General features: G+C 56.9%; 20 protein-coding genes. 8 read left to right on the top strand and 12 right to left on the bottom strand.

The annotated features are described in order from the left end of the window. Nucleotides 1-31: 31 nt before the first annotated feature. From NG99_RS10000 to lrp, 10 genes are all read right to left on the bottom strand, one after another. Nucleotides 32-1,183: an MFS transporter gene (locus tag NG99_RS10000; protein ID WP_034891733.1), complete on the bottom strand. Its 1,152-nt coding sequence runs from the start codon at nucleotides 1,181-1,183 to the stop codon at nucleotides 32-34. 242 nt (nucleotides 1,184-1,425) lie between these two features. Continuing rightward, complete coding sequence (gene dmsD, locus NG99_RS09995) at nucleotides 1,426-2,037, bottom strand: Tat proofreading chaperone DmsD (RefSeq protein ID WP_034891730.1); 612 nt, start codon at nucleotides 2,035-2,037, stop codon at nucleotides 1,426-1,428. Nucleotides 2,038-2,051: 14 nt separating this feature from the next. Then, nucleotides 2,052-2,903, bottom strand: coding sequence for a DmsC/YnfH family molybdoenzyme membrane anchor subunit (locus NG99_RS09990; protein WP_034891727.1), 852 nt, complete (start codon nucleotides 2,901-2,903; stop codon nucleotides 2,052-2,054). Nucleotide 2,904: 1 nt separating this feature from the next. After that, nucleotides 2,905-3,522, bottom strand: a complete 618-nt coding sequence (locus NG99_RS09985; protein WP_034891724.1) for a DMSO/selenate family reductase complex B subunit — start codon at nucleotides 3,520-3,522, stop codon at nucleotides 2,905-2,907. A gap of 3 nt (nucleotides 3,523-3,525) precedes the next feature. Then, nucleotides 3,526-5,973: a DMSO/selenate family reductase complex A subunit gene (locus NG99_RS09980; RefSeq protein ID WP_034891721.1), complete on the bottom strand. Its 2,448-nt coding sequence runs from the start codon at nucleotides 5,971-5,973 to the stop codon at nucleotides 3,526-3,528. A gap of 232 nt (nucleotides 5,974-6,205) precedes the next feature. Next, nucleotides 6,206-7,498 (bottom strand): serine--tRNA ligase, encoded by a 1,293-nt coding sequence (gene serS, locus NG99_RS09975; RefSeq protein ID WP_034891718.1) that lies wholly within the window; start codon nucleotides 7,496-7,498, stop codon nucleotides 6,206-6,208. A gap of 95 nt (nucleotides 7,499-7,593) precedes the next feature. Further along, nucleotides 7,594-8,937, bottom strand: coding sequence for a replication-associated recombination protein A (locus NG99_RS09970; RefSeq protein WP_034891715.1), 1,344 nt, complete (start codon nucleotides 8,935-8,937; stop codon nucleotides 7,594-7,596). Nucleotides 8,938-8,944: 7 nt separating this feature from the next. Then, entirely contained in the window at nucleotides 8,945-9,556 is a 612-nt protein-coding gene (gene lolA / locus NG99_RS09965) for an outer membrane lipoprotein chaperone LolA (protein WP_034891713.1), read from the bottom strand. A 201-nt stretch (nucleotides 9,557-9,757) separates the two neighbouring features. Beyond that, nucleotides 9,758-13,162: a DNA translocase FtsK 4TM domain-containing protein gene (locus NG99_RS09960; protein WP_034891710.1), complete on the bottom strand. Its 3,405-nt coding sequence runs from the start codon at nucleotides 13,160-13,162 to the stop codon at nucleotides 9,758-9,760. A gap of 119 nt (nucleotides 13,163-13,281) precedes the next feature. Continuing rightward, on the bottom strand, nucleotides 13,282-13,776 hold the full coding sequence (lrp, locus tag NG99_RS09955) for a leucine-responsive transcriptional regulator Lrp (protein WP_013201514.1): 495 nt from the start codon (nucleotides 13,774-13,776) through the stop codon (nucleotides 13,282-13,284). 532 nt (nucleotides 13,777-14,308) lie between these two features. Here lrp and trxB point away from each other — a divergent pair. From trxB to infA, 5 genes are all read left to right on the top strand, one after another. Further along, a complete protein-coding gene (trxB, locus tag NG99_RS09950) occupies nucleotides 14,309-15,277 on the top strand; it encodes a thioredoxin-disulfide reductase (RefSeq protein ID WP_034891704.1) in 969 nt (322 codons plus the stop codon). A gap of 147 nt (nucleotides 15,278-15,424) precedes the next feature. Continuing rightward, on the top strand, nucleotides 15,425-17,194 hold the full coding sequence (gene cydD, locus NG99_RS09945; RefSeq protein ID WP_034891956.1) for a heme ABC transporter permease/ATP-binding protein CydD: 1,770 nt from the start codon (nucleotides 15,425-15,427) through the stop codon (nucleotides 17,192-17,194). Then, entirely contained in the window at nucleotides 17,191-18,918 is a 1,728-nt protein-coding gene (cydC, locus tag NG99_RS09940; protein ID WP_034891701.1) for a heme ABC transporter ATP-binding protein/permease CydC, read from the top strand. Before cydD ends, cydC begins: the two co-directional genes overlap by 4 nt. A 32-nt stretch (nucleotides 18,919-18,950) precedes the next feature. Further along, a complete protein-coding gene (aat, locus tag NG99_RS09935; protein WP_034891697.1) occupies nucleotides 18,951-19,643 on the top strand; it encodes a leucyl/phenylalanyl-tRNA--protein transferase in 693 nt (230 codons plus the stop codon). A gap of 361 nt (nucleotides 19,644-20,004) precedes the next feature. Then, nucleotides 20,005-20,223 (top strand): translation initiation factor IF-1, encoded by a 219-nt coding sequence (infA, locus tag NG99_RS09930; protein WP_002211347.1) that lies wholly within the window; start codon nucleotides 20,005-20,007, stop codon nucleotides 20,221-20,223. A 99-nt stretch (nucleotides 20,224-20,322) separates the two neighbouring features. Here the strand turns inward: infA and clpA are convergent, their stop codons facing one another. Continuing rightward, on the bottom strand, nucleotides 20,323-22,599 hold the full coding sequence (clpA, locus tag NG99_RS09925; protein ID WP_034891690.1) for an ATP-dependent Clp protease ATP-binding subunit ClpA: 2,277 nt from the start codon (nucleotides 22,597-22,599) through the stop codon (nucleotides 20,323-20,325). 28 nt (nucleotides 22,600-22,627) lie between these two features. After that, on the bottom strand, nucleotides 22,628-22,948 hold the full coding sequence (clpS, locus tag NG99_RS09920; protein ID WP_034891687.1) for an ATP-dependent Clp protease adapter ClpS: 321 nt from the start codon (nucleotides 22,946-22,948) through the stop codon (nucleotides 22,628-22,630). A gap of 317 nt (nucleotides 22,949-23,265) precedes the next feature. Between clpS and cspD the strand changes: the two genes are divergently transcribed. From cspD to poxB, 3 genes are all read left to right on the top strand, one after another. Further along, nucleotides 23,266-23,493 carry a cold shock-like protein CspD gene (gene cspD, locus NG99_RS09915; protein ID WP_034891684.1) on the top strand — a complete coding sequence of 76 codons (228 nt, stop codon included), beginning with the start codon at nucleotides 23,266-23,268 and terminating at the stop codon, nucleotides 23,491-23,493. A 326-nt stretch (nucleotides 23,494-23,819) separates the two neighbouring features. After that, the gene (locus NG99_RS09910) at nucleotides 23,820-24,719 is read left to right on the top strand and encodes a lysine exporter LysO family protein (RefSeq protein WP_034891681.1); all 900 of its coding nucleotides are present in this window, start codon (nucleotides 23,820-23,822) and stop codon (nucleotides 24,717-24,719) included. Nucleotides 24,720-24,842: 123 nt separating this feature from the next. Then, on the top strand, nucleotides 24,843-26,564 hold the full coding sequence (gene poxB, locus NG99_RS09905) for a ubiquinone-dependent pyruvate dehydrogenase (protein ID WP_034891678.1): 1,722 nt from the start codon (nucleotides 24,843-24,845) through the stop codon (nucleotides 26,562-26,564). Nucleotides 26,565-26,576 lie beyond the last annotated feature (12 nt).

Raw genomic sequence — 26,576 nt, 5'->3', positions numbered from 1 at the left:
TTCTTACAGGTAACGAACGCTCTGCATCGTATCAGGCATGAGCAATCGGCGTGGCATGTTTGTCTGCCTTGCGCAGCAGCATAACCAGGTAGATAAAGGCGACGGCAGCAATCATCATAAACAGCACCCGGTCGGAGTAGTTCTGCATCAGCATTGAAGTCATGGCCGGTCCGGCCAGGCTACCGACGGTATAGCTCAGCAGCAGCGCCTGATTCATCGCCACCAGCTCATGGTGGGCAACCGTTTCGCAGGCCCAGGACATGGCAACCGGATAGAGCGTAAAGCCCGCACAGCCCAGCACAAAAAGCGCAGGAGCCATAGCGGCGTTGCCCAGCATCGCAAACGCCCCGAGGATAACGACAAATACCTGAACGCGCAGCACCAGCAGGCGGCCATAGCGATCCGCCAGCCGCCCAACCGGCCACTGCCCGACAATCCCGGCGCTAACCAACAGCGCCATCCAGTAGCCGACCGTAGAATCGCTCATTCCCTGATGGGAGAGGTAAAGCGGCATCAGGCCATACAGCGACCCCAGCAGGATGCCGGAAATGATGCAGCCGTTAATACCAAGGCGGGCGCTACGGCGGCGCAGCATCGGCCACATGCGGCCTGGCGCGGCGTCTTCATCATCCCCTTTAGCCGTCACTTTAGTGAAGACCAGCGGCAGAATAGCGGCCACCACCAGGCCCGTGACCCAGGGCAGAACGTGCATCAGGCCGGTGGAAACTTTGCTGACCAGCAGTTGGCCCGCAACGGTGCCGAGATAGTAAACGATCATATAAGCGGCCAGCAGCTGACCGCGATTGCGCAGGGTTCCGCTGCATAACAGGGCGCTCTCCACGACGACCCAAATCAGCGCGCAGCCAACCCCGGCGATAAAACGCCACATGACCCAGGACCAGAAGCCGCTTTCCAGACCCAGCGCGGCGGTAGCCAACGCAAACAGCAGCGAGGCAACGTAATAGCTGCGGTTAAAGCCCAGCTTTTTAATCGTCCAGCCCGCAAACAGCGTTCCCGCCAGATTTCCCGTGAAGTATGCCGAGCTGACGATCCCCACCTGCCAGGTCGGCAGCAAATCGTGGGTAAGCCAAAGCGGCACCAGCGTATTGAGCACGGCAATAGAAACCGTCAGCAGCATCAGGCCGCAGAGCAGCATAAACACAGGGCGAGACCAGGTGGACATAATCGTGGAACTACCAAAGAGGCGAAGATTTTGCGCGCATAATGCCATTCGCTTAAATAAAGTCAACGGCCAGAAAACGACCGCAGCACGATTTGCTGCGGGCCGATTTAATTTTTTTATCTACAGTAACTTAGGTTGTAATTCAGCCGTCGGCATGGCGAAGTTATCTCTATGAAAAATGACAGCTTTACCAATTCCGCCGCCATATCTGTCGATAACATTTATTTTTGGATATCTTCATCTCAAAAATAGAGTTCAACCCTGTCTGTTTTCCACTTCCCTCTGCGCACCCACTCTTTCAGCGTGGTGAGGGCCAGCAAGGCCAGTCCTGGATAGAAAACGTCTTGCTCCTGTCTGCTGAGAAGTTCGAGGTAGCGACCGGCCCACGGCAGGATATGCTGCGGCAGCAGTTCATCCAACCATTCAGGCTGCTGTTCGGCGCACCAGGCCGTCAGCAGCAGCAGCAGCCCGAAATGATCTTCCGGTTCCGGCGACGGCAGGTCGGGGCTGATACCGCGATTTTTCATCCAGTGACGGAGAGAGAGGGTCGAATCGCCAAAAAGGACCGATTCCCGATCGAGATAGACCGATCCCCACGCCGGAGCCTTAAAAGGGTCCGGGCCGATAAAAAGCCGTTGCCAGCTGGCTTTTACTCTTTCAGGATCGGCCAGAGCGCTGCCGATCAGGGCGGCGGCCTGCTCGATCTCCAGCGGGTCACCGCAGGGCCAGTCATGCTGCCAGTCAGCAATATGGAATGTCGTCACGATCTCCCTGTTGCGCTCATCGTCCGGGGCGTAGTAAAAAAGCGTGCCCAGCAGGCGCGCGGTCAGCGCAATCTCGGCTATCTCTCTCATCAGTTTCCTCCTGGCTATACCAGGCCAACGGTCATATGCAGGCCATAAAAGAGAGCACGGCCAATAATTTCACCGGTAAAAATCAGCGCCAGCCCGACAGACAGCCATAAGGTAGAAGGTGTTTTATGGCGAAACAGCGGCACGATCCATAATCCAAGGCCCAGCACCAGCAGAGCCAGACGCCAGACCTGTAGCTGCCCGTAACGTGGGATTAACGTCGTAGCCTGCTGAACCGAGCTGTGAAGGGTATGTAGATCCGCGCCCTGTAGGATCATGACCGCGAAACTGATCAGCAGCGCCGCAACGCCGAGCGGCGGTAAAAAGCGTGTAACCCGATCCGTCACCCGAGCGCAGTGCAACAGCAGATAGCCCAGCAGCGGCCCGCCAATAATGACCGTCAGCACAAAATTAAACGGCGTCCAGCCACTGCTCCAGGTCGGCACGGTGGCAATGGCATAGACCCGGCACATGGCATAGACAAAACCGCCGCCGGCCAGCATCGTGAGGATCAGCCAGCCCTTCGCCAACGCTCTGGGCATTTTGTTCAGCACCGCCAGCAGCCACCAGAAGCCGCCAAGCGCAAAAAATAGCGAGCCTGCCGCAATCTCATTGCTCAGTGCCGAGGCGCCGAGGCGGTTTAACGAGTTAACTGCCCGCAGCGGTGAGCCCAAATGCATAATCGAGGCCACAAAGCCTACCCCCATCAGCACCCAGAGGAAAAACATCCGCTGGATCAGCCGCATCCTTACCTCCGGCGTCAGCCGGTCCCTGATAAACACCACAGCAACCACCGCGAATCCGCCGACCACGCACTGGCCGATCACGGTAAAGATTATCAGTGGCCATTCACTCCATCCGTTACCCATCTCAAACCTCCTGTGGATTGGCCAGCTGACCCGTTGTGTCGCCGAACGGGCGGGTTTTAGCGTTAGGCTTAATCACGATGTTCGGCCGGGTAAAATGCGCCGCCGGAAGCGGAGCGACTTCAGCAAGATCGCCATATTTTTCACGCAGTACCTCAATCGGAGCCATATCCAGCGCGCGCAGCGGGCAGGATTCAACGCATATCGGTTTCTTGCCTTCGGCCAGCCGCTGCCAGCAGCCGTCGCACTTGGTCATATGCCCTTTTTCGGCATCATACTGCGGCGCACCATAAGGACATGCCATGTGGCAATAGCGACAGCCAATGCAAACATCCTCATCGACAACCACAAACCCATCCTCTCGCTTATGCATCGCACCGCTGGGACAAACCTTTGTGCAGGCAGGATCGGCGCAGTGATTACAGGCAATGGAGAGATAGTAAGCAAACACGTCCTGATGCCAGCCATCCCCGTCCCGCTGCCACTCACCGCCCGCATATTCATAGATGCGGCGGAAGCTGACCTCAGGAGAGAGATTTTTAAAATCCTTACAGGCCAGTTCACAGGTTTTGCAGCCGGTGCAGCGGCTTGAATCAATATAAAATCCGTACTGTGTCTGCATGGGTTATCCCTCCACTTTGCTGACGTCGACTAAATTAGAGTGCGAAGGATTTCCTTTGGCTAGCGGAGAGGGGCGCTGGCTTGTCAGCACGTTAATGCTGCCGTTCTGGTCCACGCCGTTGGCGTCAGGCGTATACCAGGCCCCTTCGCCCAGCGCAATAACGCCGGGTATAATGCGCGGCGTCACCCTGGCCGCGACGATCAGCGCACCACGATCGTTAAACACTTTCACCCTCTCACCATTGGCGATATTACGCGCGCGAGCGTCCAGAGGGTTGATCCATACCTCCTGACGACAGGCTTCCTTTAGCACCTCAACGTTGCCATAGGTGGAGTGGGTGCGCGCCTTATAGTGAAAACCGGTCAGCTGAAGGGGAAATTTCTTGCGCAGCGGATCGTGCGCCCCTTCGAATCCCGCATGATAAACAGGTAAAGGATGGATTGTTTCATCCGGCTCCAGCTGCCAGCTGGCAGCAATGTCCGCAAGCTGGGCGGAGTAGATTTCAATTTTTCCAGAAGGCGTGGTCAGCGGGTTGCCTTCAGGATCGTTACGAAAATCCCGGTAGGCGATATGATGGCCGTCAGGATCGCGCTGCTTAAAGATCCCCTGTTGGCGGAACTGCTCAAATGAAGGCAGTTCCGGGATATTTTTCTGAGACTGAGCATAGAGATGGCGCAGCCAGCCTTCGTGAGTGCGTCCTTCGGTAAACGCTTCGTCCACCTGCAACCGCTTGGCTAAATCGCTGGTCATGTCATAAATGGTCCGGCATTCGAAACGCGGCTTGATCGCCTGTTCAGCAAAGATGACGTAACCCATATTGCCGCTGGAAGCATCGAGGCAAAAATCCATCTGTTCCGATGCGGTGCAGTCCGGCAGCAGGATATCGGCATATTTTGCCGAAGCCGTCATATGGTTATCGATCACCACGATGGTTTCACACTGGCTGTCGTCCTGGAGGATCTCGTGGGTGCGATTAATTTGCGAATGCTGATTAATCAGGCAGTTTCCGGCATAGTTCCAGATAAATTTGATCGGCACGTCCAGCTTCTCCTTGCCGCGAACGCCATCCCGCAGCGCGGTCATCTCAGGCCCTCTGGCCACGGCATCGGTCCAGGTGAACATTGAAATACTGGTCTGCACCGGATTCTCCAGCGCGGGCATTCGCACAAAATCCAGCTCCCAGCCCCCTTCGCGTGCACCGCTGTTGCCGCCGGGAATACCGACGTTGCCGGTGAGGATCGGCAACATAGCAATGGCACGCGAGGTGAGCTCGCCGTTAGCATGACGCTGCGGCCCCCATCCCTGCGCAATCCACGCGGGTTTTGCCTGACCGATTTCACGCGCCAGTTTGATAATGCGCTCAACAGGAATGCCGGTGATGGCCGCAGCCCAGGCAGGCGTTTTGGCGATGCCGTCCTCGCCCTGCCCTAAAATCCACGATTGATAGTCGCCATTCTTTGGCGCGCTTGCGGGCAGCGTTTTTTCGTCAAAGCCAACGCAGTAACGATCGAGAAACGCCCGATCGATCAGATCTTCGGTAATCAGTACCCAGGCAAGGCCCGCGACCAGCGCGGCGTCGGTTCCCGGGCGGATAGGTATCCACTCGTCCTCTCGCCCTCCGGCAGTATCGGTATAGCGCGGATCGATGACTATCAGCCGGGCATTGGACTTTTCCCGCGCCTGCTCAAGGAAATAAGTCACGCCGCCGCCGCTCATTCGGGTTTCGCCAGGATTATTGCCGAACAGGACCACCAGGCGGGTATTTTCAATATCGGACGGGCTATTGCCGTCGGCCCATCCGCCATAGGTATAGTTCAGCCCGGCGGCTATCTGCGCCGTGCTGTAGTCGCCATAGTGATTCAGGTAACCGCCCCAGCAGTTCATCAGGCGGGCAATCAGCGTTTCTCCCGGCGGCCAGGAACGCGTCATCGTCCCTCCCAGCGTGCCGGTGCCGTAGTTGAGATAGAAAGCTTCATTGCCGTAACGGGCTTTTATCGAGCGCATACTGCTCACGATGCTGTTTAGCGCCTCATCCCAACTGATGCGCTCAAACTTCCCCTCTCCTCTTTTCCCTACGCGCTTCATCGGGTATTTCAGCCGGTCGGGATGATAAACCCGACGACGCATCGAGCGGCCGCGCAGACAGGCTCTGACCTGATGAAGGCCGCCGTAGAGGTCATCACCGGTGTTGTCCGTTTCAACGTAGCGGATCTCCCCGCCGGAGACGTGCATTCTCAGCGGGCAGCGGCTGCCGCAGTTCACCGTACAGGCGCTCCAGACCACCTTTTCAGGCGCTTCAGCCGCCGCTGGCGTCAGCGCACAGGCGATGCGGCTGAAGGGCAACGCCAGGCTGCCCGCTGCGGCCAGCGCGCCGCCGACAGCGCTCGTTTTCACCAGCGTACGCCTGCTCATCCTGCGGCTGAGTAAATTTGCTGACTGTTCGTTGTTCATTAAATAAATACCTCTCAGCAATTAGCTTCCTTTTCACTGCGGGGGGTAATTTTTGGCGTGCAAGAAACTACCTCTTAGGAAGTAGTCTGAATTTGGCGCAAGAAGAGAATTTTGACAGGTATCAACAAAGGGTTTATTACGGCCAGAAACAGTCGATCAGACGATTTAAATCAAAAAAAAACCTGCGGCGCAGGGCGGCAGGTTTTTTCCGGCAGTCACGTCAGGCTTTTACTCAGCCAATAAATTCCAGCCCTTTCATATATGGTTTCAGCACTTCAGGCACCGCAATGCGGCCGTCAGCCTGCTGATAGTTTTCCAGTACCGCAACCAGCGTGCGTCCGACCGCCAGGCCAGACCCGTTGAGGGTGTGAACCAGACGTGTTTTCTTCTCCGCTTTGCTGCGACAGCGAGCCTGCATACGACGCGCCTGGAAATCGCCCATATTGGAGCAGGATGAGATTTCACGGTAGGTATCCTGCGCCGGCAGCCACACTTCCAGATCGTAGGTTTTACAGGAGCCAAAGCCCATATCACCGGTGCACAGCAGCACCTTGCGGTAAGGCAGATCCAGCAGTTGCAGCACCTTTTCCGCATGACCAACCAGTTCTTCCAGCGCCTGCATGGAGTCTTCCGGGCGGGTTATCTGCACCATCTCGACCTTATCGAACTGATGCATACGGATCAGGCCACGGGTATCGCGCCCGTAGGCTCCGGCTTCAGAACGGAAGCAAGGCGTGTGAGCGGTAAACTTCAGCGGCAGAGACTCTTCTTCCAGAATCTCGTCGCGCACCATGTTGGTCAGCGGCACTTCAGATGTCGGGATCAGCGCATAATCGCTGCTGGAGGCTTCTTCTTCCAGCGGACGGGTATGGAAAAGATCTTCGCCAAACTTCGGCAACTGGCCGGTACCGTACAGCGAGGTGTGGTTCACCAGATAAGGCACGTACGTTTCGAGGTAGCCATGCTGCCCGGTGTGCAGATCCAGCATGAACTGGCTCAGCGCACGGTGCATCAGCGCTATTTGCCCCTGCATCACCACGAAGCGCGCGCCGGTGAGCTTAGCGCCCATGGCAAAATCCAGCCCGGAGGCCATTTCACCCAGTTCGACGTGGTCGCGGACGGCAAAATCGTATGCTTTTGGCGTGCCCCAGCGGCTGATTTCCAGATTTTCGCTGTCGTCTTTCCCCAACGGCACTTCATCAGCCGGGATATTAGGGATCGCGGAAGCCCTGTCGCGAATGGCATTCTGCAGTTCGTCCAGTTCCGCTTTGGCCGCGTCCAGGCGTTCGCCCAGCGCGTTCACTTCCTGACGTAACGGCTCGATATCTTCCCCACGCGCCTTGGCCTGCCCGATACTTTTGGATCGGGAATTACGTTCCGCCTGCAGCGATTCAGTTTCAACCTGCAGAACTTTGCGGCGCTCTTCCTGCGAACGCAGCGTATCAACGTCAAGCTTATAGCCCCGGCGTGCCAGTTTTTCAGCGACTGCGTCTGGCTCATTACGCAGCAGATTGGGATCGAGCATGCTTGTCCTGTGAATAGTTTGATTGTGTGAAAAGAGGGGCGCATCCGGCAAGCGAATGCGTTGAATTCCTTGCTAACCTTACCGCAAGGATACAGTCAACGGTAGCGTTTTGTCGGGCTATTTTGATCCTGCTCAGTCAGCCAGGCTAGCTTTTCACCAATCTTGCTCTCAAGCCCTCTGGAAGTTGGCTGGTAGTAGCGCGTTTGTGCCATTTCCGCCGGGAAATAATCCTCGCCTGCGGCGTAAGCGTTCGGCTCATCGTGAGCATAACGGTATTCCGCGCCCAGCCCCATCTCTTTCATCAGCCGGGTTGGCGCGTTGCGCAGATGCTCGGGCACGTCGTAATCCGGGTTCTCTTTAGCATCGCGCATCGCCGCCTTGAACGCGGTATAAACCGCGTTGCTTTTCGGCGCACAGGCGAGATAAACAATAGCCTGAGCAATGGCCCGCTCGCCTTCCGCCGGGCCAACTCGGGTAAAACAGTCCCAGGCGGCAATCGCCACCTGCATACCGCGAGGATCGGCATTGCCCACGTCTTCCGAAGCGATCGCCAGCAGTCGACGCGCAACGTAAAGCGGATCGCCCCCGGCGGTGATAATTCGCGCGTACCAGTACAGGGCGGCATCGGGAGCCGACCCGCGCACTGACTTATGCAGTGCCGAAATCAGATCGTAATAGCGGTCGCCTTTGTTATCGAACCTTGCGCTGCGCTCGCCGGAAACTTCATTCAGCAGCTTAGCCGTCAGCTCGCGCTGCCCTTTAGCATCGACTTCGGCCATATCGGCCATCATCTCCAGCGTATTAAGCGCCCGGCGCGCATCCCCATTCACCAGTTCAGCGACCATTCGCCGGGTGTCGGCAGGCAACACAATGTTTTCGCCACCGTAGCCGCGTTCACCGTCTTTCATCGCCTGATCGAGGACGGTTTCGATATCTTCACTGGTCAGGGATTTCAGCAGATAAACGCGCGCGCGCGACAGGAGTGCCGAATTCAGTTCGAACGAAGGGTTTTCAGTGGTGGCGCCGATAAAAGTGATGGTGCCATCTTCAATGTGCGGGAGAAAAGCATCCTGCTGACTTTTATTGAAGCGGTGCACCTCATCCACAAACAGGATAGTGCGACGGCCCGCATCACGATTCTGCCTCGCGCGCTCAATCGCCTCGCGGATCTCCTTTACGCCGGAGGTGACCGCAGAAATACGCTCAACGTCCGCCTGACCATAGCGGCCGATAATTTCGGCGAGGGTGGTTTTTCCTGTCCCTGGCGGTCCCCACAGGATCATCGAATGCAGATGTCCGGCCTCTATCGCTCGCGGTAGCGGCTTACCGGCAGCCAGCAGATGCTGCTGCCCAATATATTCTGCCAGCGTGCGCGGCCGCATTCGTGCCGCCAGCGGCTGAAACTCATTGTGGGAGAAATCCAGAGACAGATTACTCAAGCTGACCTCACTGACGCTGATCGTCCACCGTCACGCCTTTCGGCGGCGTGAACTGGAATTTACTGGCCTCAACGGCGCCATTCTGCTGCGTTTTCAGCGCGTAGCTGCTGCGCTGCCCATCCTGCTCCACGGCGCTGAACTGATTAATGGTGCCGTTGCCGGAAACGTTGATGGTGAACTGCTTCAGGTTGCCATCGGTAGATTTGGGCGTCAGTTCAAAATTGTCGCCCTGCTGCTTAATGTTGTACTGCTTCCAGTCGCTGCTCTGATTACGCGCAATCAGCATAAACGGCGTGTTGCTGGTGGCATCTTTCAGCCAGCTTGCGCTGACCTGCTCAACGAAGGGATTGTAGAACCACAGCGTTTTGCCGTCGGAAATCAGCACGCTTTCATCCGGCGCGGTGATATGCCAGTTGAACAGATTAGGACGCTTCACCCACAGCTCTCCTTCGCCATCCTGCACGGACTGGCCGCTGCCGTCGGTGACTTTCTGCGTGAAGCTGGCATGGAAGCTTTTGACTTTGTCCAGGCGCTGCTGAAGGTCAGAAGACGCATCGGCCAGCACGCTGGCAGAGCTTAAAGCGGCGAGCAGAGAGCAGGAAATCATTAACTTTTTCATTACGGCATCCTTATTAAAACTTTTTTATCCCGGTGAGCGGGGTAGCCTGGAGGATCACTGTAGCCAGGCGCTGGCGACATCACCAGCCGGTTAGCCTGGCTGAGACCGTCAATGGGGTAGATATGGGGACTGGCCCCAAAAACTCAACGGGCCGGGTCTCCCCGGCCCGTTATTTACGGTGAAACAGCCAAACCCGCTGGGTTACATCTCATGCGGCGGCGGCGAAAGCACCTCGCGGTTACCATTATGGCCCGGCGAGGAAACAATGCCCTGCGCTTCCATCTGCTCAATAATGCGCGCCGCACGGTTATAGCCGATACGGAACTGGCGCTGCACGCCTGAAATGGAGGCCCGACGTTTTTCCACCACGAAGCCAACGGCCTGGTCAAACAGCGGGTCCAGCTCTTCATCGCCTCCTTCAAGCCCAAGCCCGCCTTCGCTCTCTTCACCTGCAGTAATACTGTCGATGTACTGCGGACGACCGCGAGCTTTCCAGTCCTGAACAACGGCATGAACTTCCTGATCGCGAACGAACGCGCCATGAACGCGCACCGGCATTGAGGAGTTTGGTGGCATATAGAGCATGTCACCCATCCCCAGCAGGGATTCCGCTCCCCCCTGATCGAGAATAGTACGGGAGTCAATTTTACTGGAAACGGTAAACGCGATACGGGTCGGAATGTTGGCTTTAATCAGGCCGGTGATCACATCCACTGACGGCCTCTGCGTTGCCAGAACCAGGTGAATACCGGCCGCACGGGCCTTCTGTGCCAGACGGGCAATCAGCTCTTCCACTTTTTTGCCCACCGCCATCATCAGGTCGGCGAATTCATCCACCAGCACCACAATGTAAGGCAGTTTTTCCAGCACTGGCGGCGTGGTGTCCATACTGTCGCCCGGTTTCCAGAACGGATCAGGAATCGGACGGCCCATCGCCTCTGCCTGCTCAATCTTTTCGTTGTAGCCAGCCAGATTTCGCACGCCCAGCGCCGACATCAGCTTGTAGCGACGCTCCATCTCACCCACGCTCCAGCGCAGCGCGTTGGCCGCATCCTTCATGTCGGTAACCACTTCGGTCAGCAGATGCGGGATGCCTTCATAAACCGACAGCTCCAGCATTTTCGGGTCGATCATGATAAAGCGCACCTCTTCCGGGGTGGCTTTATACAGCATACTGATGATCATGGCGTTAACGCCGACCGATTTACCGGAACCAGTAGTACCGGCGACCAGCAGATGCGGCATTTTACCAAGGTCCGCTACCACCGGCTGTCCGGCGATATCTTTACCCAGCACCACGGCCAGTGGAGAGGGGTTGTCGCGGAATTTAGAACACTCCAGCACTTCACGCATGTAGACCGTCTGGCGATGCTTATTAGGCAGTTCCAGGCCGACGTAAGGCTTACCGGGGATCACTTCCACCACGCGCACCGCAACCGCCGAAAGCGAACGGGCCAGGTCACGCGACAGGTTGGAAATACGCGCGGCTTTCACTCCCGGCGCCAGATCAAGCTCGAAGCGGGTGATGACCGGGCCAGGCGAGATGCCAACGACTTCCGCTTTCACCCGATAATCCGCCAGTCGGGCCTCGACCAGCCGCGCCATTTGCTCAAGCGCAAACATATCGACCGGCTCGGCTTCTACCGGCGGAGCCGACAGCAAATCAAGGGAAGGCAGCGGCGTCGTTGGCCTTTCCAGCGGCTGCTCGTGGCGCACCAGGAACGGATGGAACAGGCTGTCCTGAGCAGGTTTAGCCGGCTCTGGCTCCTCTTCCACCCTCTGCGGTTCAACGCTCGGAGGCGTCTGCCAGGCCGGCGTTACCGGTTGCTGAGCGGGCGGTTGCGGCGTTGTCTGCCACGGAGCCGCAGCGTGCGGTTCAACAGGCGCCTGCTGAGGAGCCTGGCTATGCTGCTGCCACTGCGACGGCTCCGCCGTTATTTCCGCATCTGGCGGGAGAGTAAACAGCGGTTCGCCTGGCGCGTCATCAACCAGATCGTCCATTGGCGAGAAGTCGAAGGCGCCAGCCGTATCCAGTCGGTGAGATTGCGGGTTCTCCGGACGAAGCTCTTCGCTATAGCGTTGATTTTGCTGCTCGGCAAACTGACGGGCAAGGGCGGCCTGCTGTAGCGCCTCTTCGTCATCTTCGGCAAACTCCTCGCCATAACGCGTCTGCTGCTGAGCCATAAAGGCCTCACGCAGATGCGCCTCTTCCCTTTCCATCGCCTCGTCATCCTGGCCGGTCGCAGGCATCGTCTGCGACGTCGGCTGTAGTCGATCCTGCTCTTCTTTGGCCTTTTCTTCCGCCATTCTCTGAGAAGGCAATTTAATGCCATAGGACGCCAGTTCGCGGCGCGTAGGCAACTTAACCGGGTTAGGACGAGGCAGAGCTGGACCTATGCCCTGCTTCATCTGAGGGTTGCTGCCTTCGCTGGTGGCGCTGAAGCCTGGCATAAAGGGTGCGGAGGCCGCCGCCACGTTGGCCGCACTTGCGGCTCCAGCGATGCCAGCCGCGCCAGCGGCCATATCAGTCGGCTGCGTGGTCTGCGGCGTGGAGAAGTCAAAAGGTGACGAGGAAGTAGTGTCACGCCAGTTGCCCATGCGCGGCCCCTCGTCTTCATCGTCCACCTGGACTGAAGGCGCCGGGGTTTCCGCAGGCATGTCGAAACGATAGAGTTCAGGGGTTTCAGCAACTGGCGCGGCAGGTGCCGCCTGCGCAGGCTGAGTCACGGCTAAAGTCGGTTGCAAAGCGGCGGCGGCAGGCTGTGAAGCTGCGGCAGGTACGGAGGCAGCGGCGGCCACGGCGGCCGGCTTGCTGAGCAGAGGATCGCTCTCCTCTTCCTCGTACTCTTCTTCAGGCTGCGCTTTCTTCGGCGCCGCCAGCAGAATGTCGTCTTCATCGCTATCGGCACGCTGTTTCAGCAGCGGCGCCGCATCGCCTTCCTCGCTCCGATCGTACTCGTCGTCTTCCTCATGCCAGCGCTCGTCGGTACGTGAGCGGTTGCTGGCAAACGTCAGCACGCCCATTACTACCCCGCCGATCTTCTCGGCGATGGTCAGCCATGACCAGCCGGTATACAGCGTCAGACCGGCCGCCCAGATGCAGAGCAGCGTCAGGGTGCCCCCTGCCCCACTGAACCAGGGAGCCATCGCGTTGCTGAGCAGGCTACCAATCACGCCGCCGGAGGCAAAATACCAGATGTCATCGGCATTCAGCGCCGCCAGGCCGCAGGAGGTGACCACCAGCGCCAGCACGCCAATCAGCCGCAGCGCTACGGCAAAATAGTCGATGTAATCCTGCGAATGCCGCTGGCGGAAGGTTATCCAGCACAGCCCCAGGATCACCGGAGGAATGGCATAGGCCATCACCCCGAAAATGAAGAACAGGGTATCCGCAAGCCAGGCGCCAATGCCGCCGCCTACGTTATGGATAGGTTCATGCCAGGCGGTCTGAGACCAGCTGGGATCGGAAGGATTAAAGCTCACTAAAGCCGCCATCAGGTAGACGGCGAAAAGAGCCACAACAATCAACAGCGCTTCCAGCAGGCGACGCCCGCTGCTCAGCGGCTGTAAGGAAACTTCTTTATCTTCTGTGTATTCCTGGCTCAAGAGTACTCTCCAGGTGCCTGTAAACTATGGAGGCAACAGCGTCGGGCATACCCGACGCTGGACCTGTATGAATTCACAGGAGTGTACCGAAATCTTTCAGGTTTTGCACCTGCCCTGTGTTACCGAGTTTTAATGACTAACCGGTTACTTTGTTTCACTTCTTCCATGACCACATAGGTGCGCGTATCGTTAACGCCCGGCAGACGCAGCAGGGTTTCACCCAGCAATTTGCGGTAGGCCGACATATCAGGAACGCGCGTTTTCAGCAGATAGTCAAAATCGCCTGAAACAAGGTGACACTCTTGAGTTTCCTCAAGTTTTTGCACAGCGGCGTTAAATTGCTCAAACACATCCGGCGCACCACGATTCAGAGTAATCTCAACGAATACCAGCAGCGAAGCGTCCAGATAATGAGGATTCAGCTGCGCAGTATAGCCCAGAATAAACCCCTGGCGCTCCAGACGACGGACGCGTTCGAGGCAGGGCGTTGGCGATAAGCCCACGCTTTTGGAAAGATCGACGTTGGAAATTCGGCCGTTCTTTTGCAGTTCATTAAGGATGTTGCGGTCGATCCGGTCGAGATCTTTACCAGGTCGTTTTTTATTGTCTACCATTATTATTGTCTCTCTAGATGCCTTCCCTTGACTTGCCATACCCTGAACAAGTTCGCTGTGCAGGGTTGTTCTAAGTGAAGTCAGGAGCCTGCTGCGCTTTTCATAAAGCGCCCATCCGTATGACGCATGTTGTCTGTCCACACCATGCGTCATCACCAATGACAGGCTGAGTTTATTCGGCCAGATTGCCAGAACATGAGATGAAAACCTGCTCTGCCAGCCTAAATCCCCTCTGCTTCCTACACTGTTTTCGCAAAAGCGCAGCCGATTGTCAAAGCAAAACAACTAAAACCAGTAGAACGTGCCAGAAGTATCGCTGCGTGACTGTTTTTAAATAGATATTTTTACTTCGCTGCACTAACAAGTGTCATATTTCGCCCCATCATGGCGCAATCTTCACCATGTTGGTACGCTACGCTCATTGGTCAAACCTTTTGCAGCCATCGTTAACAAAATCGCAGAACGCTTTTGTTGCCGCACGAAATTCCCTACAATCAAAAAAAATGTTTGCCAGACAACCAATGAGGGTCTCATGAGCACGGCCAAACACAGTAAATTGCTTATTCTGGGCTCTGGCCCGGCGGGTTACACCGCGGCTGTCTATGCTGCGCGCGCTAACCTCAACCCGGTGTTAATTACCGGGCTGGAAAAAGGCGGTCAGCTGACCACCACAACCGAAGTCGAAAACTGGCCGGGCGACCCAAACGATTTGACGGGGCCGTTGCTGATGGAACGTATGCAGCAGCATGCCGAAAAATTCAACACGGAGATTATTATTGACCATATCCACACGGTCGATCTGCAAACCCGTCCATTCCGGTTGACCGGCGACAGCGCCGAATACACTGCTGATGCGCTAATCATCGCTACCGGCGCTTCCGCACGCTACCTTGGTCTGCCGTCTGAAGAGGCGTTTAAGGGACGCGGCGTGTCTGCCTGCGCCACTTGTGATGGTTTCTTCTACCGCAACCAGAAAGTCGCGGTGATCGGCGGTGGCAATACCGCCGTGGAAGAAGCGCTGTATCTGGCGAATATCGCCGCTGAAGTGCATCTGATTCACCGTCGTGACAGCTTCAGGGCGGAAAAGATCCTGATTGACCGCCTGATGGATAAAGTGCGGAACGGCAACATCGTGCTGCACACCAACCAGACGCTGGATGAAGTGATCGGCGATCAGATGGGCGTTAGCAGCCTGCGCCTGCGCTCCGCGCTGGACGAGCAGCAAACCGAAGAACTCGACGTTGCCGGGCTGTTCGTAGCCATCGGGCACAGCCCGAACACCGCTATATTTAAGGATCAGCTTGAGCTGGAAAATGGCTACATTAAAGTCCAGTCCGGGTTACAAGGCAACGCCACCCAGACCAGTATCCCCGGCGTTTTTGCCGCGGGTGACGTGATGGACCATATTTACCGCCAGGCGATCACCTCCGCCGGAACAGGCTGTATGGCCGCGCTGGATGCGGAACGCTATCTGGATGGATTAGTTAAAAACTCTCGGTAAGTTGTTAAGTTCTTGCATCAATCTTGCCCCAGGCGACCTCAACAGGTCGCCTTTTTTCTTTCCACATTGTAACATTACCCTCCCATTCTCCCTGTGGTTTACAGGGACGCTTCCACCCTGTTTCGCTTGACGCTCAGTTGGAAAGGCATGAACAAAACACGACAGCAACAGTTACTCCGCTGGTTGAAGAACCAGACCGGCCACGGTAAACGCTGGTTAAGGCTCTCCCTGCTGCTGGGTGTGCTAAGCGCCCTGCTGATTGTCTGCCAGGCGTGGCTGCTCGCCTCGCTGCTTCAGGCGCTGATTGTGGAGCATCTCCCGCGTGAGGCGCTGGTAACGCAGTTCATCCTGCTGCTGGTCTGTTTTACCCTGCGTGGCGTGCTTGCCTGGCTGCGGGAGAAGGTCGGGTTTGAGTGCGGCAAGGCCATCCGTACCACGCTGCGTCGTAGCGTACTCAACCAGCTCAGCTCGCTCGGCCCGGCCTGGATTCAGGGCAAACCCGCCGGCAGCTGGGCTACGCTGCTGCTGGAGCAAATTGAAGAGATGCAGGATTATTATTCCCGCTATTTGCCGCAGATGCTGCTGGCGGTCTTTGTCCCCTGCTTCATTTTGCTGGCTCTTTTCCCGGTTAACTGGGCAGCGGCGTTGATTCTGCTCTGCACTGCCCCGCTGATCCCGCTATTTATGGCGCTGGTCGGCATGGGCGCCGCCGATGCCAACCGGCGTAACTTTAAGGCGCTTGCCAGGCTCAGCGGCCACTTCCTCGACCGTTTACGCGGCCTCGAAACGCTGCGCTTGTTTCATCGGGCAGAGGCGGAGACGGCCAGCATCCGCGAGGCCTCCGAGGATTTCCGCCAGCGCACGATGGAAGTCCTGCGCCTGGCCTTTCTCTCTTCCGCCGTACTGGAGTTTTTCGCTTCGCTCTCCATCGCGGTAGTGGCGGTCTATTTCGGTTTCTCCTACCTCGGCGAGCTGAATTTCGGCCACTATGGCCCAGGCGTCACGCTGTTCGCGGGCTTCCTTGCGCTGATCCTCGCCCCTGAATTTTTCCAGCCGCTGCGCGATTTGGGCACCTTCTATCATGCTAAAGCTCAGGCGGTAGGCGGGGCTGACGCGCTGGAAACCTTCCTGACGCACAGCGAAACGCTCACGTCCTCCCAAGGCGATCGGCAGATAGCGACGCAGGATGGCTTCACATTTCAGGCCAGCGAACTGGAAATTCTTTCCCCCGACGGCAAAGTGCTGGCTGGACCGCTGAGCTTTATGCTGCTGCCGGGGATGCGGGTTGTGCTGGTCGGGCAAAGTGGAGCCGGGAAAACCTCCCTGCTCAATGTTCTGCTCGGTTTTCTACCCTATCAGGGATCGCTGCGGGTAAATGGCGTCGAGCTGCGCGATATCGCCCCTGAGTTCTGGCAGCAGCAGCTGGCGTGGGTCGGACAAAATCCTCATCTCCCTGCGGCCACGCTGCGGCAGAACATTACGCTGGGCGCGCTGCCGGATTCGGCGAAGCTCGACAGCGTCTGCGAGCTGGCGGGAGTGACGGAATTTCTTGATCAGCTTGCCGAGGGTCTGGACAGCGAGATTGGCGAACAGGCTGCCGCGCTTTCCGTTGGTCAGGCACAGCGGGTAGCGGTAGCCAGAGCGCTGTATAAGCCCTGCCATTTCCTGTTGCTGGATGAGCCAGGCGCCAGCCTGGACAGCCATAGCGAGCAGCGCGTCAACGAGGCGTTACTGAACGCCTCCTTTAACCAGACGACGTTGATGATTACCCATCAGTTGGATCGGCTCGACCGTTGGGATGAGGTGTGGCTGATGCGTAACGGAAAAATTGTCCAACAGGGCAACCCTGCGCAGCTGCTGCACACGCCGGGTGCCTTTGCCGAGCTGGCCGCGCAGCGTCAGGAAACCGTAGAATGAAAATCTTATTGCCCTACTTAGCTCTCTACCGCCGACACTTCTGGCGGCTTTCGGCAGGCGTGCTGCTGGCTATCGTCACGCTGTTAGCCAGTATCGGCCTGCTGACGCTTTCCGGCTGGTTCCTGGCGGCGTCCTCGCTGGCGGGTTTCGCTGGCCTGTACAGCTTTAACTATATGTTGCCTGCGGCTGGCGTTCGCGGCGCGGCGATAACCCGTACCGCCGCGCGCTATTTCGAGCGTCTGGTCAGCCACGACGGTACTTTTCGGGTGCTCCAGCACCTGCGTGTCTTCACCTTCAGCAAACTACTGCCGCTCTCTCCCGCCGGACTGACTGGCTACCGTAAAGGCGACTTGCTCAACCGGCTGGTCGCCGATGTCGACACCCTTGACCATCTCTACCTGCGGATCATTTCCCCGCTGACAGGCGCGCTGCTGGTGATCCTCACCGTCACCCTCGGACTGAGCTGGCTGGACTGGCAGCTGGCCGTAACGCTTGGCGGGATAATGCTGCTTACTCTGCTGGTGCTCCCTCCCCTGTTCTACCGGGCAGGACGACCTGCCGGTATTGCCATGGCCTCTCTGCGCGGCCAGTATCGCAGCCAGCTGACGGAGTGGCTACAGGGTCAGGCAGAGTTAGCTTTGTACGGCGCGGCAAAACTGTTCCATACAGAGCTGGACCAGACGGAGCTGCGCTGGCTGTCGGCGCAGAAAAGCCAGGCCAGCCTGATGGGGCTGTCCCAGGCTTTACTGATGCTGATTAGCGGTTTTAGCGTGGTGCTGATTCTCTGGCTCAGCGCCGGGGGTGTTGGCGGCGACGCTCAGCCCGGCGCGCTTATCGCGCTGTTTGTCTTCTGCACGCTGGCGGCCTTTGAAGCCCTTGCCCCGGTTGGCGGGGCTTTCCTGCATCTGGCGCAGGTGATGGCTTCCGCCCAGCGCGTCACCGAAGCCATTGCCCAGCAGCCTGCGGTTCGCTTTGAAAACCATGGGCCACAGCCTACTAAAGGTGCCGCTTTGAGCATTCAGGACCTCACCTTCAGCTACGCGGCGGATCGGCCAGCGCTCAGCTCGCTGTCGCTGGAAGTGGCGCAGGGAGAGCGCGTGGCGCTACTTGGCCGTACGGGCTGCGGCAAATCAACGCTCCTGCAACTGCTGACCAGGGGCTGGGACCCCGAAGCAGGCACGGTGATTCTTAACGGACAGCCGCTGAAAAACTGGGACGAAGCCTCGCTGCGTGCGGTTACCAGCGTGGTCACCCAGCGCGTTCATCTGTTCAGCAATACGCTGCGGGAAAATCTGCTGCTGGCCTCGCCGGAAAGCAGCGACGAGCGGTTAAGCGAGGTGTTGCGGCAGGTTGGCCTTCAGAATCTGCTGGACGACCCTCAGGGCCTGAACGGCTGGCTGGGCGAAGGCGGTCGCCAGCTTTCAGGCGGTGAGCTGCGCAGGCTGGGCCTGGCCCGCGCGTTGCTGCACGGCGGCGAGCTGCTGCTGTTGGATGAACCAACCGAAGGGCTTGATGCGGAAACTGAAAAGCAAATTCTGACGCTGCTCCAGCAGGTCGCCCGGGGCAAAACGATGATCGTGGTGACCCACCGTTTGCAGGGGCTCCAGCACTTTGACAAAATTTGCATTATGGACAGCGGCAGAATTATCGAGCAGGGAAATCACCTGGAATTAATCTCAAAACGCGGACGTTACTGGTATTTTCACCAGCGGTTTGCGCTATAGTCATAGCCCTTCGTGTCGCTGAGACTGTCACTATGCGCCTGATCCAACTCTCCAGGGAGTCACTTAATTTTCCACCGCCGGAAATGGCCCTGCGTGAGCCAAACGGACTGCTGGCAATGGGCGGCGACCTCAGCCCCGCCCGCCTGCTGAGTGCCTATCATCGCGGCATCTTTCCCTGGTTCTCGCCGGGCGACCCGATTCTCTGGTGGTCGCCAGATCCCCGCGCCGTGCTCTATCCTCAGCGATTTCACCTGAGTCGCAGCATGAAACGCTTTCACAACAACTCCCCCTACCGCGTGACGCTCAACCAGAATTTTCACGAGGTAATTGAGGGCTGCGCCAGCGATCGCCAGGAAGGGACGTGGATCACCACTCAGGTTCAGCGAGCCTGGCTGAAGCTGTTTGAGACCGGCCATGCGCACTCGGTTGAGGTCTGGCACCAGAACGAGCTGGTCGGGGGCCTGTACGGCCTTGCTCTCGGCCAGATATTTTGCGGCGAGTCGATGTTCAGCCGCCGTGAAAACGCCTCAAAAACCGCGCTGATGGTCTTTAGCCGTTATTTTGACCAGCAGGGCGGCAAACTGATTGACTGCCAGGTATTGAACCCGCACACCGCTTCGCTTGGCGCGCAGGAGATCTCCCGCGCGGATTATCTGAACCTGGTCAATTCTCTGGCTGTTCTGCCCCTTTCCACCGGCTGCTGGCAGCCGCAGACCCTTTTTTAGTGCTATTCGCCGATGTTTTCCACGCAAGAAGTGATATCAGTGATATAATATGCGCGTTTGGTATGTCGTCCGCCCTTCGCCTCCTGATGCAGGCGAGCCGGGATTGGCCTGGCTGGGAATATTAACGCACCTTGTCTTTCGGTTTGCATTGCGCACGAGCGAATGCGAGACCCATTCTTAGCCCGCAATTCCCCACGCTGACGTCGATACGCTACTCAGATTTAATCTTAAGCTCCTCTGCGCAGACCGCGTTACAGAGGGGTTGATGCTGGTGAAATCACCAACAATTCTTTACATAATACTTGAAATTCGGCATTATCTTGCCGGTTCAAAACTAAGGTTGTAACACCTAGAGGATTCGATGGCCAAAGAAGACAATATTGAAATGCAGGGTACCGTACTGGATACGTTACCTAACACCATGTTCCGCGTTGAGTTAGAAAACGGACATGTGGTTACCGCTCACATCTCCGGTAAAATGCGCAAAAACTATATCCGCATCCTGACGGGCGACAAAGTCACTGTTGAGCTGACCCCGTACGACCTGAGCAAAGGCCGCATTGTCTTCCGTAGTCGCTAATTAGCATTCAGCCGTGCTGCCGCGCTCTGCCGCAGCACCCATAAAAAAAGGCCGGATATCATCTATCCGGCCTTTTCTGTTTCTGACGCCCGTGGAGAGTTAGTGCAGCGACCCTTCCGTTTTACGCTTCTCAGCGCTAACAAAATCGTAGGTCAGCTGGTTGTTCTCTTTATCCAGCGCAACCGACACCGATCCGCCATCCACCAGTGAACCAAACAGCAGCTCGTTCGCCAGCGGTTTTTTCAGGCTTTCCTGCACGGTACGCGCCATTGGGCGTGCGCCCATCGCTTTGTCGTACCCTTTCGCCGCCAGCCACTGCCGGGCTTCGTCGCTGACTTCCAGCGACACGCCTTTGGCATCCAGCTGCGCCTGAAGCTCGACAATAAACTTGTCCACCACCTGATGAATCACCTCGGTATCGAGATGTTTGAACCAGATAATGTTGTCGAGACGGTTGCGGAACTCTGGGGTAAAGATCTTTTTGATCTCTTCCATCGCATCGGTGCTGTTATCCTGATGGATCAGACCAATCGACTTACGCTCAGTTTCCCGCACGCCGGCGTTGGTGGTCATAACGACAACCACGTTACGGAAGTCGGCTTTACGCCCGTTGTTATCGGTCAACATGCCGTTATCCATCACCTGCAACAGCAGGTTGAAGACATCCGGGTGCGCTTTTTCAATCTCATCGAGCAACACAACGGAGTGCGGATGTTTGATTACCGCATCGGTCAGCAGCCCGCCCTGATCGAAGCCCACGTAGCCCGGAGGCGCACCAATCAACCGGCTGACGGTGTGGCGCTCCATATATTCCGACATATCGAAACGCAGCAGCTCAATACCCAGCGCTTTCGCCAGCTGAACGGTCACCTCTGTTTTACCTACGCCCGTAGGGCCGGCAAACAGGAAGGAGCCGACAGGTTTACGATCCTGGCCCAGACCGGCGCGGCTCATTTTGATCGCTTCGGTTAAGGCTTCGATAGCATTGTCCTGTCCGAACACCAGCATTTTCAGACGTTCGTTCAGCGTCTTCAGCGTATCGCGGTCGGTAGAAGAGACACTCTTCTCTGGAATGCGCGCGATGCGGGCAACCACCGATTCGATGTCCGAGACATTGACCGTTTTCTTGCGCTTGCTGACCGGCATCAGACGCGCCCGCGCGCCCGCTTCATCAATTACGTCAATCGCCTTATCGGGCAGATGACGGTCGTTGATGTATTTCACCGCCAGCTCCACGGCTGCTCTGACCGCCTTCGCGGTATAGCGCACGTCATGGTGAGCTTCGTACTTCGGCTTCAGGCCATTCAGAATCTGCACGGTTTCATCAACAGAAGGTTCGGTAATGTCGATCTTCTGGAAACGACGAGCCAGCGCGCGATCTTTCTCAAAGATATTGCTGAATTCCTGATAGGTTGTGGAACCCATCACGCGGATTTTCCCGCTGGAAAGCAGCGGCTTGATCAGGTTAGCGGCATCCACCTGGCCGCCGGATGCGGCGCCAGCACCGATGATGGTGTGAATTTCATCGATAAACAAAATGCTGCTGTTGTCCTGCTCAAGCTGTTTTAACAGCGCCTTAAAGCGTTTTTCAAAATCGCCCCGGTATTTGGTGCCAGCCAGCAGTGAGCCGATGTCCAGCGAATAAATCGTGGCATCTTTCATCACTTCCGGGACGTCTCCCTGCACAATGCGCCAGGCCAGGCCTTCCGCAATGGCCGTTTTACCGACGCCTGACTCGCCCACCAGCAGCGGGTTATTTTTACGACGACGGCAAAGTACCTGAACCGTGCGTTCCAGTTCTTTATCGCGCCCGATCAGTGGATCGATGCCACCTACGCGAGCAAGCTGATTAAGATTGGTGGTGAAGTTTTCCATACGATCCTCCCCGCCTGCTTGCTCTTCGTTAACCGGATTTTCCGCGCCAGAGGCCGGGCCCGGTTCGTCTTTACGAGTACCGTGGGAAATGAAGTTCACCACGTCAAGGCGGCTCACTTCATGCTTACGCAGCAGATAGGCCGCCTGCGACTCCTGCTCGCTGAAAATCGCGACCAGAACGTTAGCGCCGGCCACTTCGCTGCGACCGGATGACTGTACGTGAAAAACGGCACGCTGCAGTACGCGTTGGAAACTGAGCGTTGGCTGAGTGTCGCGCTCTTCTTCGCTGACCGGCAAGACCGGGGTGGTTTGTTCGATGAAGGCTTCAAGTTCCTGCCGGAGAGCCACGATATCGACCGTACAGGCTTCCAGAGCCTCTCTGGCCGACGGGTTACTGAGCAGTGCCAGTAACAAATGCTCGACGGTCATAAACTCATGACGGTGCTCGCGCGCTCTGGCGAAAGCCATATTTAAACTGAGTTCCAGTTCTTGATTGAGCATAGGCACCTCCCCCAATAGATCGCCTTATTCAGGCTTTTTCCAGCGTACACAGCAACGGATGCTCGTTCTCCCTGGCGTACTTATTTACGTGAGCGACTTTGGTCTCTGCCACTTCGGCAGTAAAAACACCGCAGATCGCTTTTCCCTGGTAATGGACCGCAAGCATCAGTTGCGTTGCACGTTCAACATCATAAGAAAAGAACTTTTGCAGTACGTCAATAACAAATTCCATAGGCGTATAATCGTCATTGTTTAAAATAACTTTATACATCGAGGGCGGCTTAAGCCCTTCACGGACTTTGTCATCTGCAAGATGTTCAAAGTTAAGCCAATCGTTTGTGTTTCCCATACGTACCCAGTCTCAAACGTTACTTACTCAGGTCAGACTAACATTACTAAGGGTAAGTTTAACACGCCCAGAATGCTGGCCCACGCCGGTGATTTTTTGTCATCATCTGCTGCTTCGCGACCTTCATCACAAAATTTGCAATAGCGTTAACTGCTTCAAATTTTGATCATTTCGTCCCCGTTTCAGCGTCCCATTTGCTTGACGCTCAATGTCAATTCTCTACAGTACAGGCATAAGCTGGATGCGTTTTAACCAGCTTAGAGGCTTAAAGCCTTGTCACCTCACTCATTTAAACGTCTTGCGAGGGATGTAGAAGCATGGAGACGGGTACTGTTAAATGGTTCAATAATGCCAAAGGCTTTGGCTTTATCTGTCCAGTCAGTGGCGGCGAGGATATCTTCGCGCACTACTCAACCATCCAGATGGATGGTTACAGAACGCTGAAAGCCGGGCAACAAGTCCAGTTTGATGTGCATCAGGGGCCCAAGGGCAATCACGCCAGTCTTATAGTCCCTGTGGAAACGGCGATGGCAGTCAGTGCCTGACCTTTCCTTACCTCATTCTGACCAACCCTACGATAAAATGCCAGCCATGCACGCTGGCATTTTTATGGGTATCGATCGGCAATACCTTTAAGATTGGGATACGGTTCGGCTTTTCAAGGGGATGATTGCAGAATTCCCCCGGTTAGCCCAATTCGAAGCGTTGGCCGCAGGGAAAGGTCGACCGGGACAATGATAACCTGCCAGAATTTCCTGCTTTTACCGCAAATGCTCTTCCTAAGGTGCGGGTAAGGTACTGAGATCGCTTTACTCCCTGCACAATTTTCGCTAGCTTGTCGCCTCACCTTTTCCCACGGATGGCCTGCTCCATGTACTCAGGATTGATGATCATTCTTTTGCCGCTTATCGTCGGCTATTTATTGCCCGCCAAACATCTTTCCCTCCAGCGACTGGTCAACAAACTCCTCAGTTGGATGGTGTATGTAATCCTGTTTTTTATGGGCATCAGCCTGGCGTTTCTGGACGATCTCGGCCGCAATCTGCTGGCTATTTTTCATTACTGTCTGGTCAGCGCAGCCTGCATCCTGCTATGCAATCTGCTTGCGCTGCGGCTGTTTGACTCCCGCCAGCCCTGGAGGCACAGTCATCGTCAGGAAGCCCTCCCCTCCAGGCTGCATATGGCGCTGGAATCGCTGACGCTGTGCGGCGTGGTTGTCGCTGGCTTTCTGCTGGGCTTAAGCCGCTGGGCGCCATTGAAATTCGCCTCTCAGGCCAGCGAATATGCCCTGCTGTTTCTGCTGTTCCTCGTCGGTTTACAGCTGCGCGGCAGCGGTATGACGCTGCGCCAGATCGTGCTTAACCGGCGCGGCATGATGGTCGCGATGGTGGTGTTCCTTAGCGCGATGGTCGGTGGGCTGCTTGCTGCCCTCGCGCTCGGTTTGCCGTTGAAAACCGGGCTGGCGATGGCTTCCGGCTTCGGCTGGTATTCGCTTTCGGGCATTCTGATGACCGAATCGTTTGGGCCGGTGATCGGCAGCGCGGCCTTTTTTAACGACCTGCTGCGCGAACTGCTGGCGATTATGCTCATCCCGGCGCTAATTGCCCGCCACCGTTCCAGCGCGCTGGGTCTGTGCGGCGCCACCTCGATGGATTTCACCCTGCCGGTGCTACAGCGCAGCGGCGGAACGGAGATCGTTCCGGCCGCGATCGTCCACGGTTTTATCCTCAGCCTGTTTGCGCCGATTTTGATCGCGTTGTTCTCTTCCTGACCCTCCGGCAGCCTTCGGGCTGCCGTAAACCGCACGTTTCACCTCCTGCCTCGCCCTGACAACGCTTCGCCTTCGTCTATGCTTTAGTCTGACTATTTTGGGATAAGCTAAAAGGAGAAAGGGATGAAGCAAACCGTAGCCGCACTGGTGGCGAAAACCTTAGAAAGCGCCGGGATTAAACGGATCTGGGGCGTCACCGGGGACTCCCTGAACGGGCTGACAGACAGCCTGAATAAAATGGGCACCATTGAATGGATGCCCACCCGCCATGAAGAGGTCGCAGCGTTTGCCGCCGGAGCCGAAGCGCAAATCAGCGGCGAGCTGGCGGTCTGCGCCGGCTCCTGCGGACCGGGCAACCTGCACCTGATCAACGGGCTGTTTGACTGCCACCGTAATCACGTTCCGGTGCTGGCGATTGCCGCCCATATTCCCTCCAGCGAGATTGGCAGCGGCTATTTCCAGGAAACCCATCCGCAGGAGCTGTTCCGCGAATGCAGCCATTATTGCGAGCTGGTCTCCAACCCGGAACAGCTGCCGCAGGTGCTGGGAATTGCCATGCGCAAAGCCATTCTCAACCGGGGCGTGTCGGTAGTGGTTCTGCCTGGCGATGTGGCCCTGAAACCAGCACCGGAGGGCGCAACCTCGGGCTGGTATCCGCCTCAATTGCCGGTTATCCAGCCGCCCGCCGAAGAGATGACGAAGCTGGCGGCGTTACTCAACGAGGCGGGCAATATTACCCTGATGTGCGGCAGCGGCTGCGCCGGAGCCCATGCGGAAGTGGTGAAGCTGGCCGAAACGCTGAAGGCCCCAGTGGTGCACGCGCTCAGGGGTAAAGAACACGTAGAGTATGACAACCCGTACGATGTCGGCATGACCGGCCTGATCGGCTTCTCTTCCGGCTTCCACGCGATGATGAACGCCGACACGCTAGTGCTGCTGGGCACGCAGTTTCCCTACCGGGCATTCTATCCGGCCGATGCCAAAATCATTCAGATAGATATTAACCCAGGCAGCATCGGCGCGCACAGCCACGTCGATATGGCGCTGATCGGCGATATCAAAACGACCCTGACCGCCCTGCTGCCCCAGTTAGACGTCAAGCACGATCGCGACTTCCTCGATAAGGCGCTTGAGCATTATGTCGATGCGCGCAAGGACCTGGACGATCTGGCTAAAGCCAACGACAAGCAGGCCATTCATCCACAGTATCTGGCGCAGCAGTTGAGCCACCACGCGGATGACAATGCGATTTTCACCTGCGACGTGGGCACGCCAACCGTCTGGGCCGCCCGCTATCTGAAGATGAACGGTAAGCGACGGCTGATTGGCTCGTTTAACCATGGTTCGATGGCTAACGCCATGCCGCAGGCGCTCGGCGCACAGTCGCTGGATAAGCAGCGCCAGGTGATTGCGATGTGCGGCGACGGCGGTTTCAGCATGTTAATGGGCGATTTTCTCTCCGTTGCCCAGCTAAAACTGCCGGTTAAGCTGGTCATCTTCAATAACAGCGTGCTCGGCTTTGTGGCGATGGAGATGAAGGCCGGCGGCTATCTGACCGACGGCACCGATCTGGACAATCCAAATTTTGCCGAGATCGCCACGGCCTGCGGGGTAAAGGGCATCAGGGTTGAACGGGCCTCCGAACTCGATGATGCCATTCAGCAAGCCCTCAATCACGACGGCCCGGTGTTGCTGGACGTCATCACCGCCAAGGAAGAGCTGGCGATGCCGCCGCAGATCAAGCTGGAACAGGCGAAGGGCTTCAGCCTGTATATGCTCAGAGCGATCATCAACGGTCGGGGCGACGAAGTGGTTGAACTGGCAAAAACCAACTGGCTGCGGTAAAACACTTGCAGG

This window comes from Erwinia typographi, assembly GCF_000773975.1.
Classification (GTDB): Bacteria; Pseudomonadota; Gammaproteobacteria; order Enterobacterales; family Enterobacteriaceae; genus Erwinia; species Erwinia typographi.
This window is presented reverse-complemented; position numbering and strand designations above follow the sequence as displayed.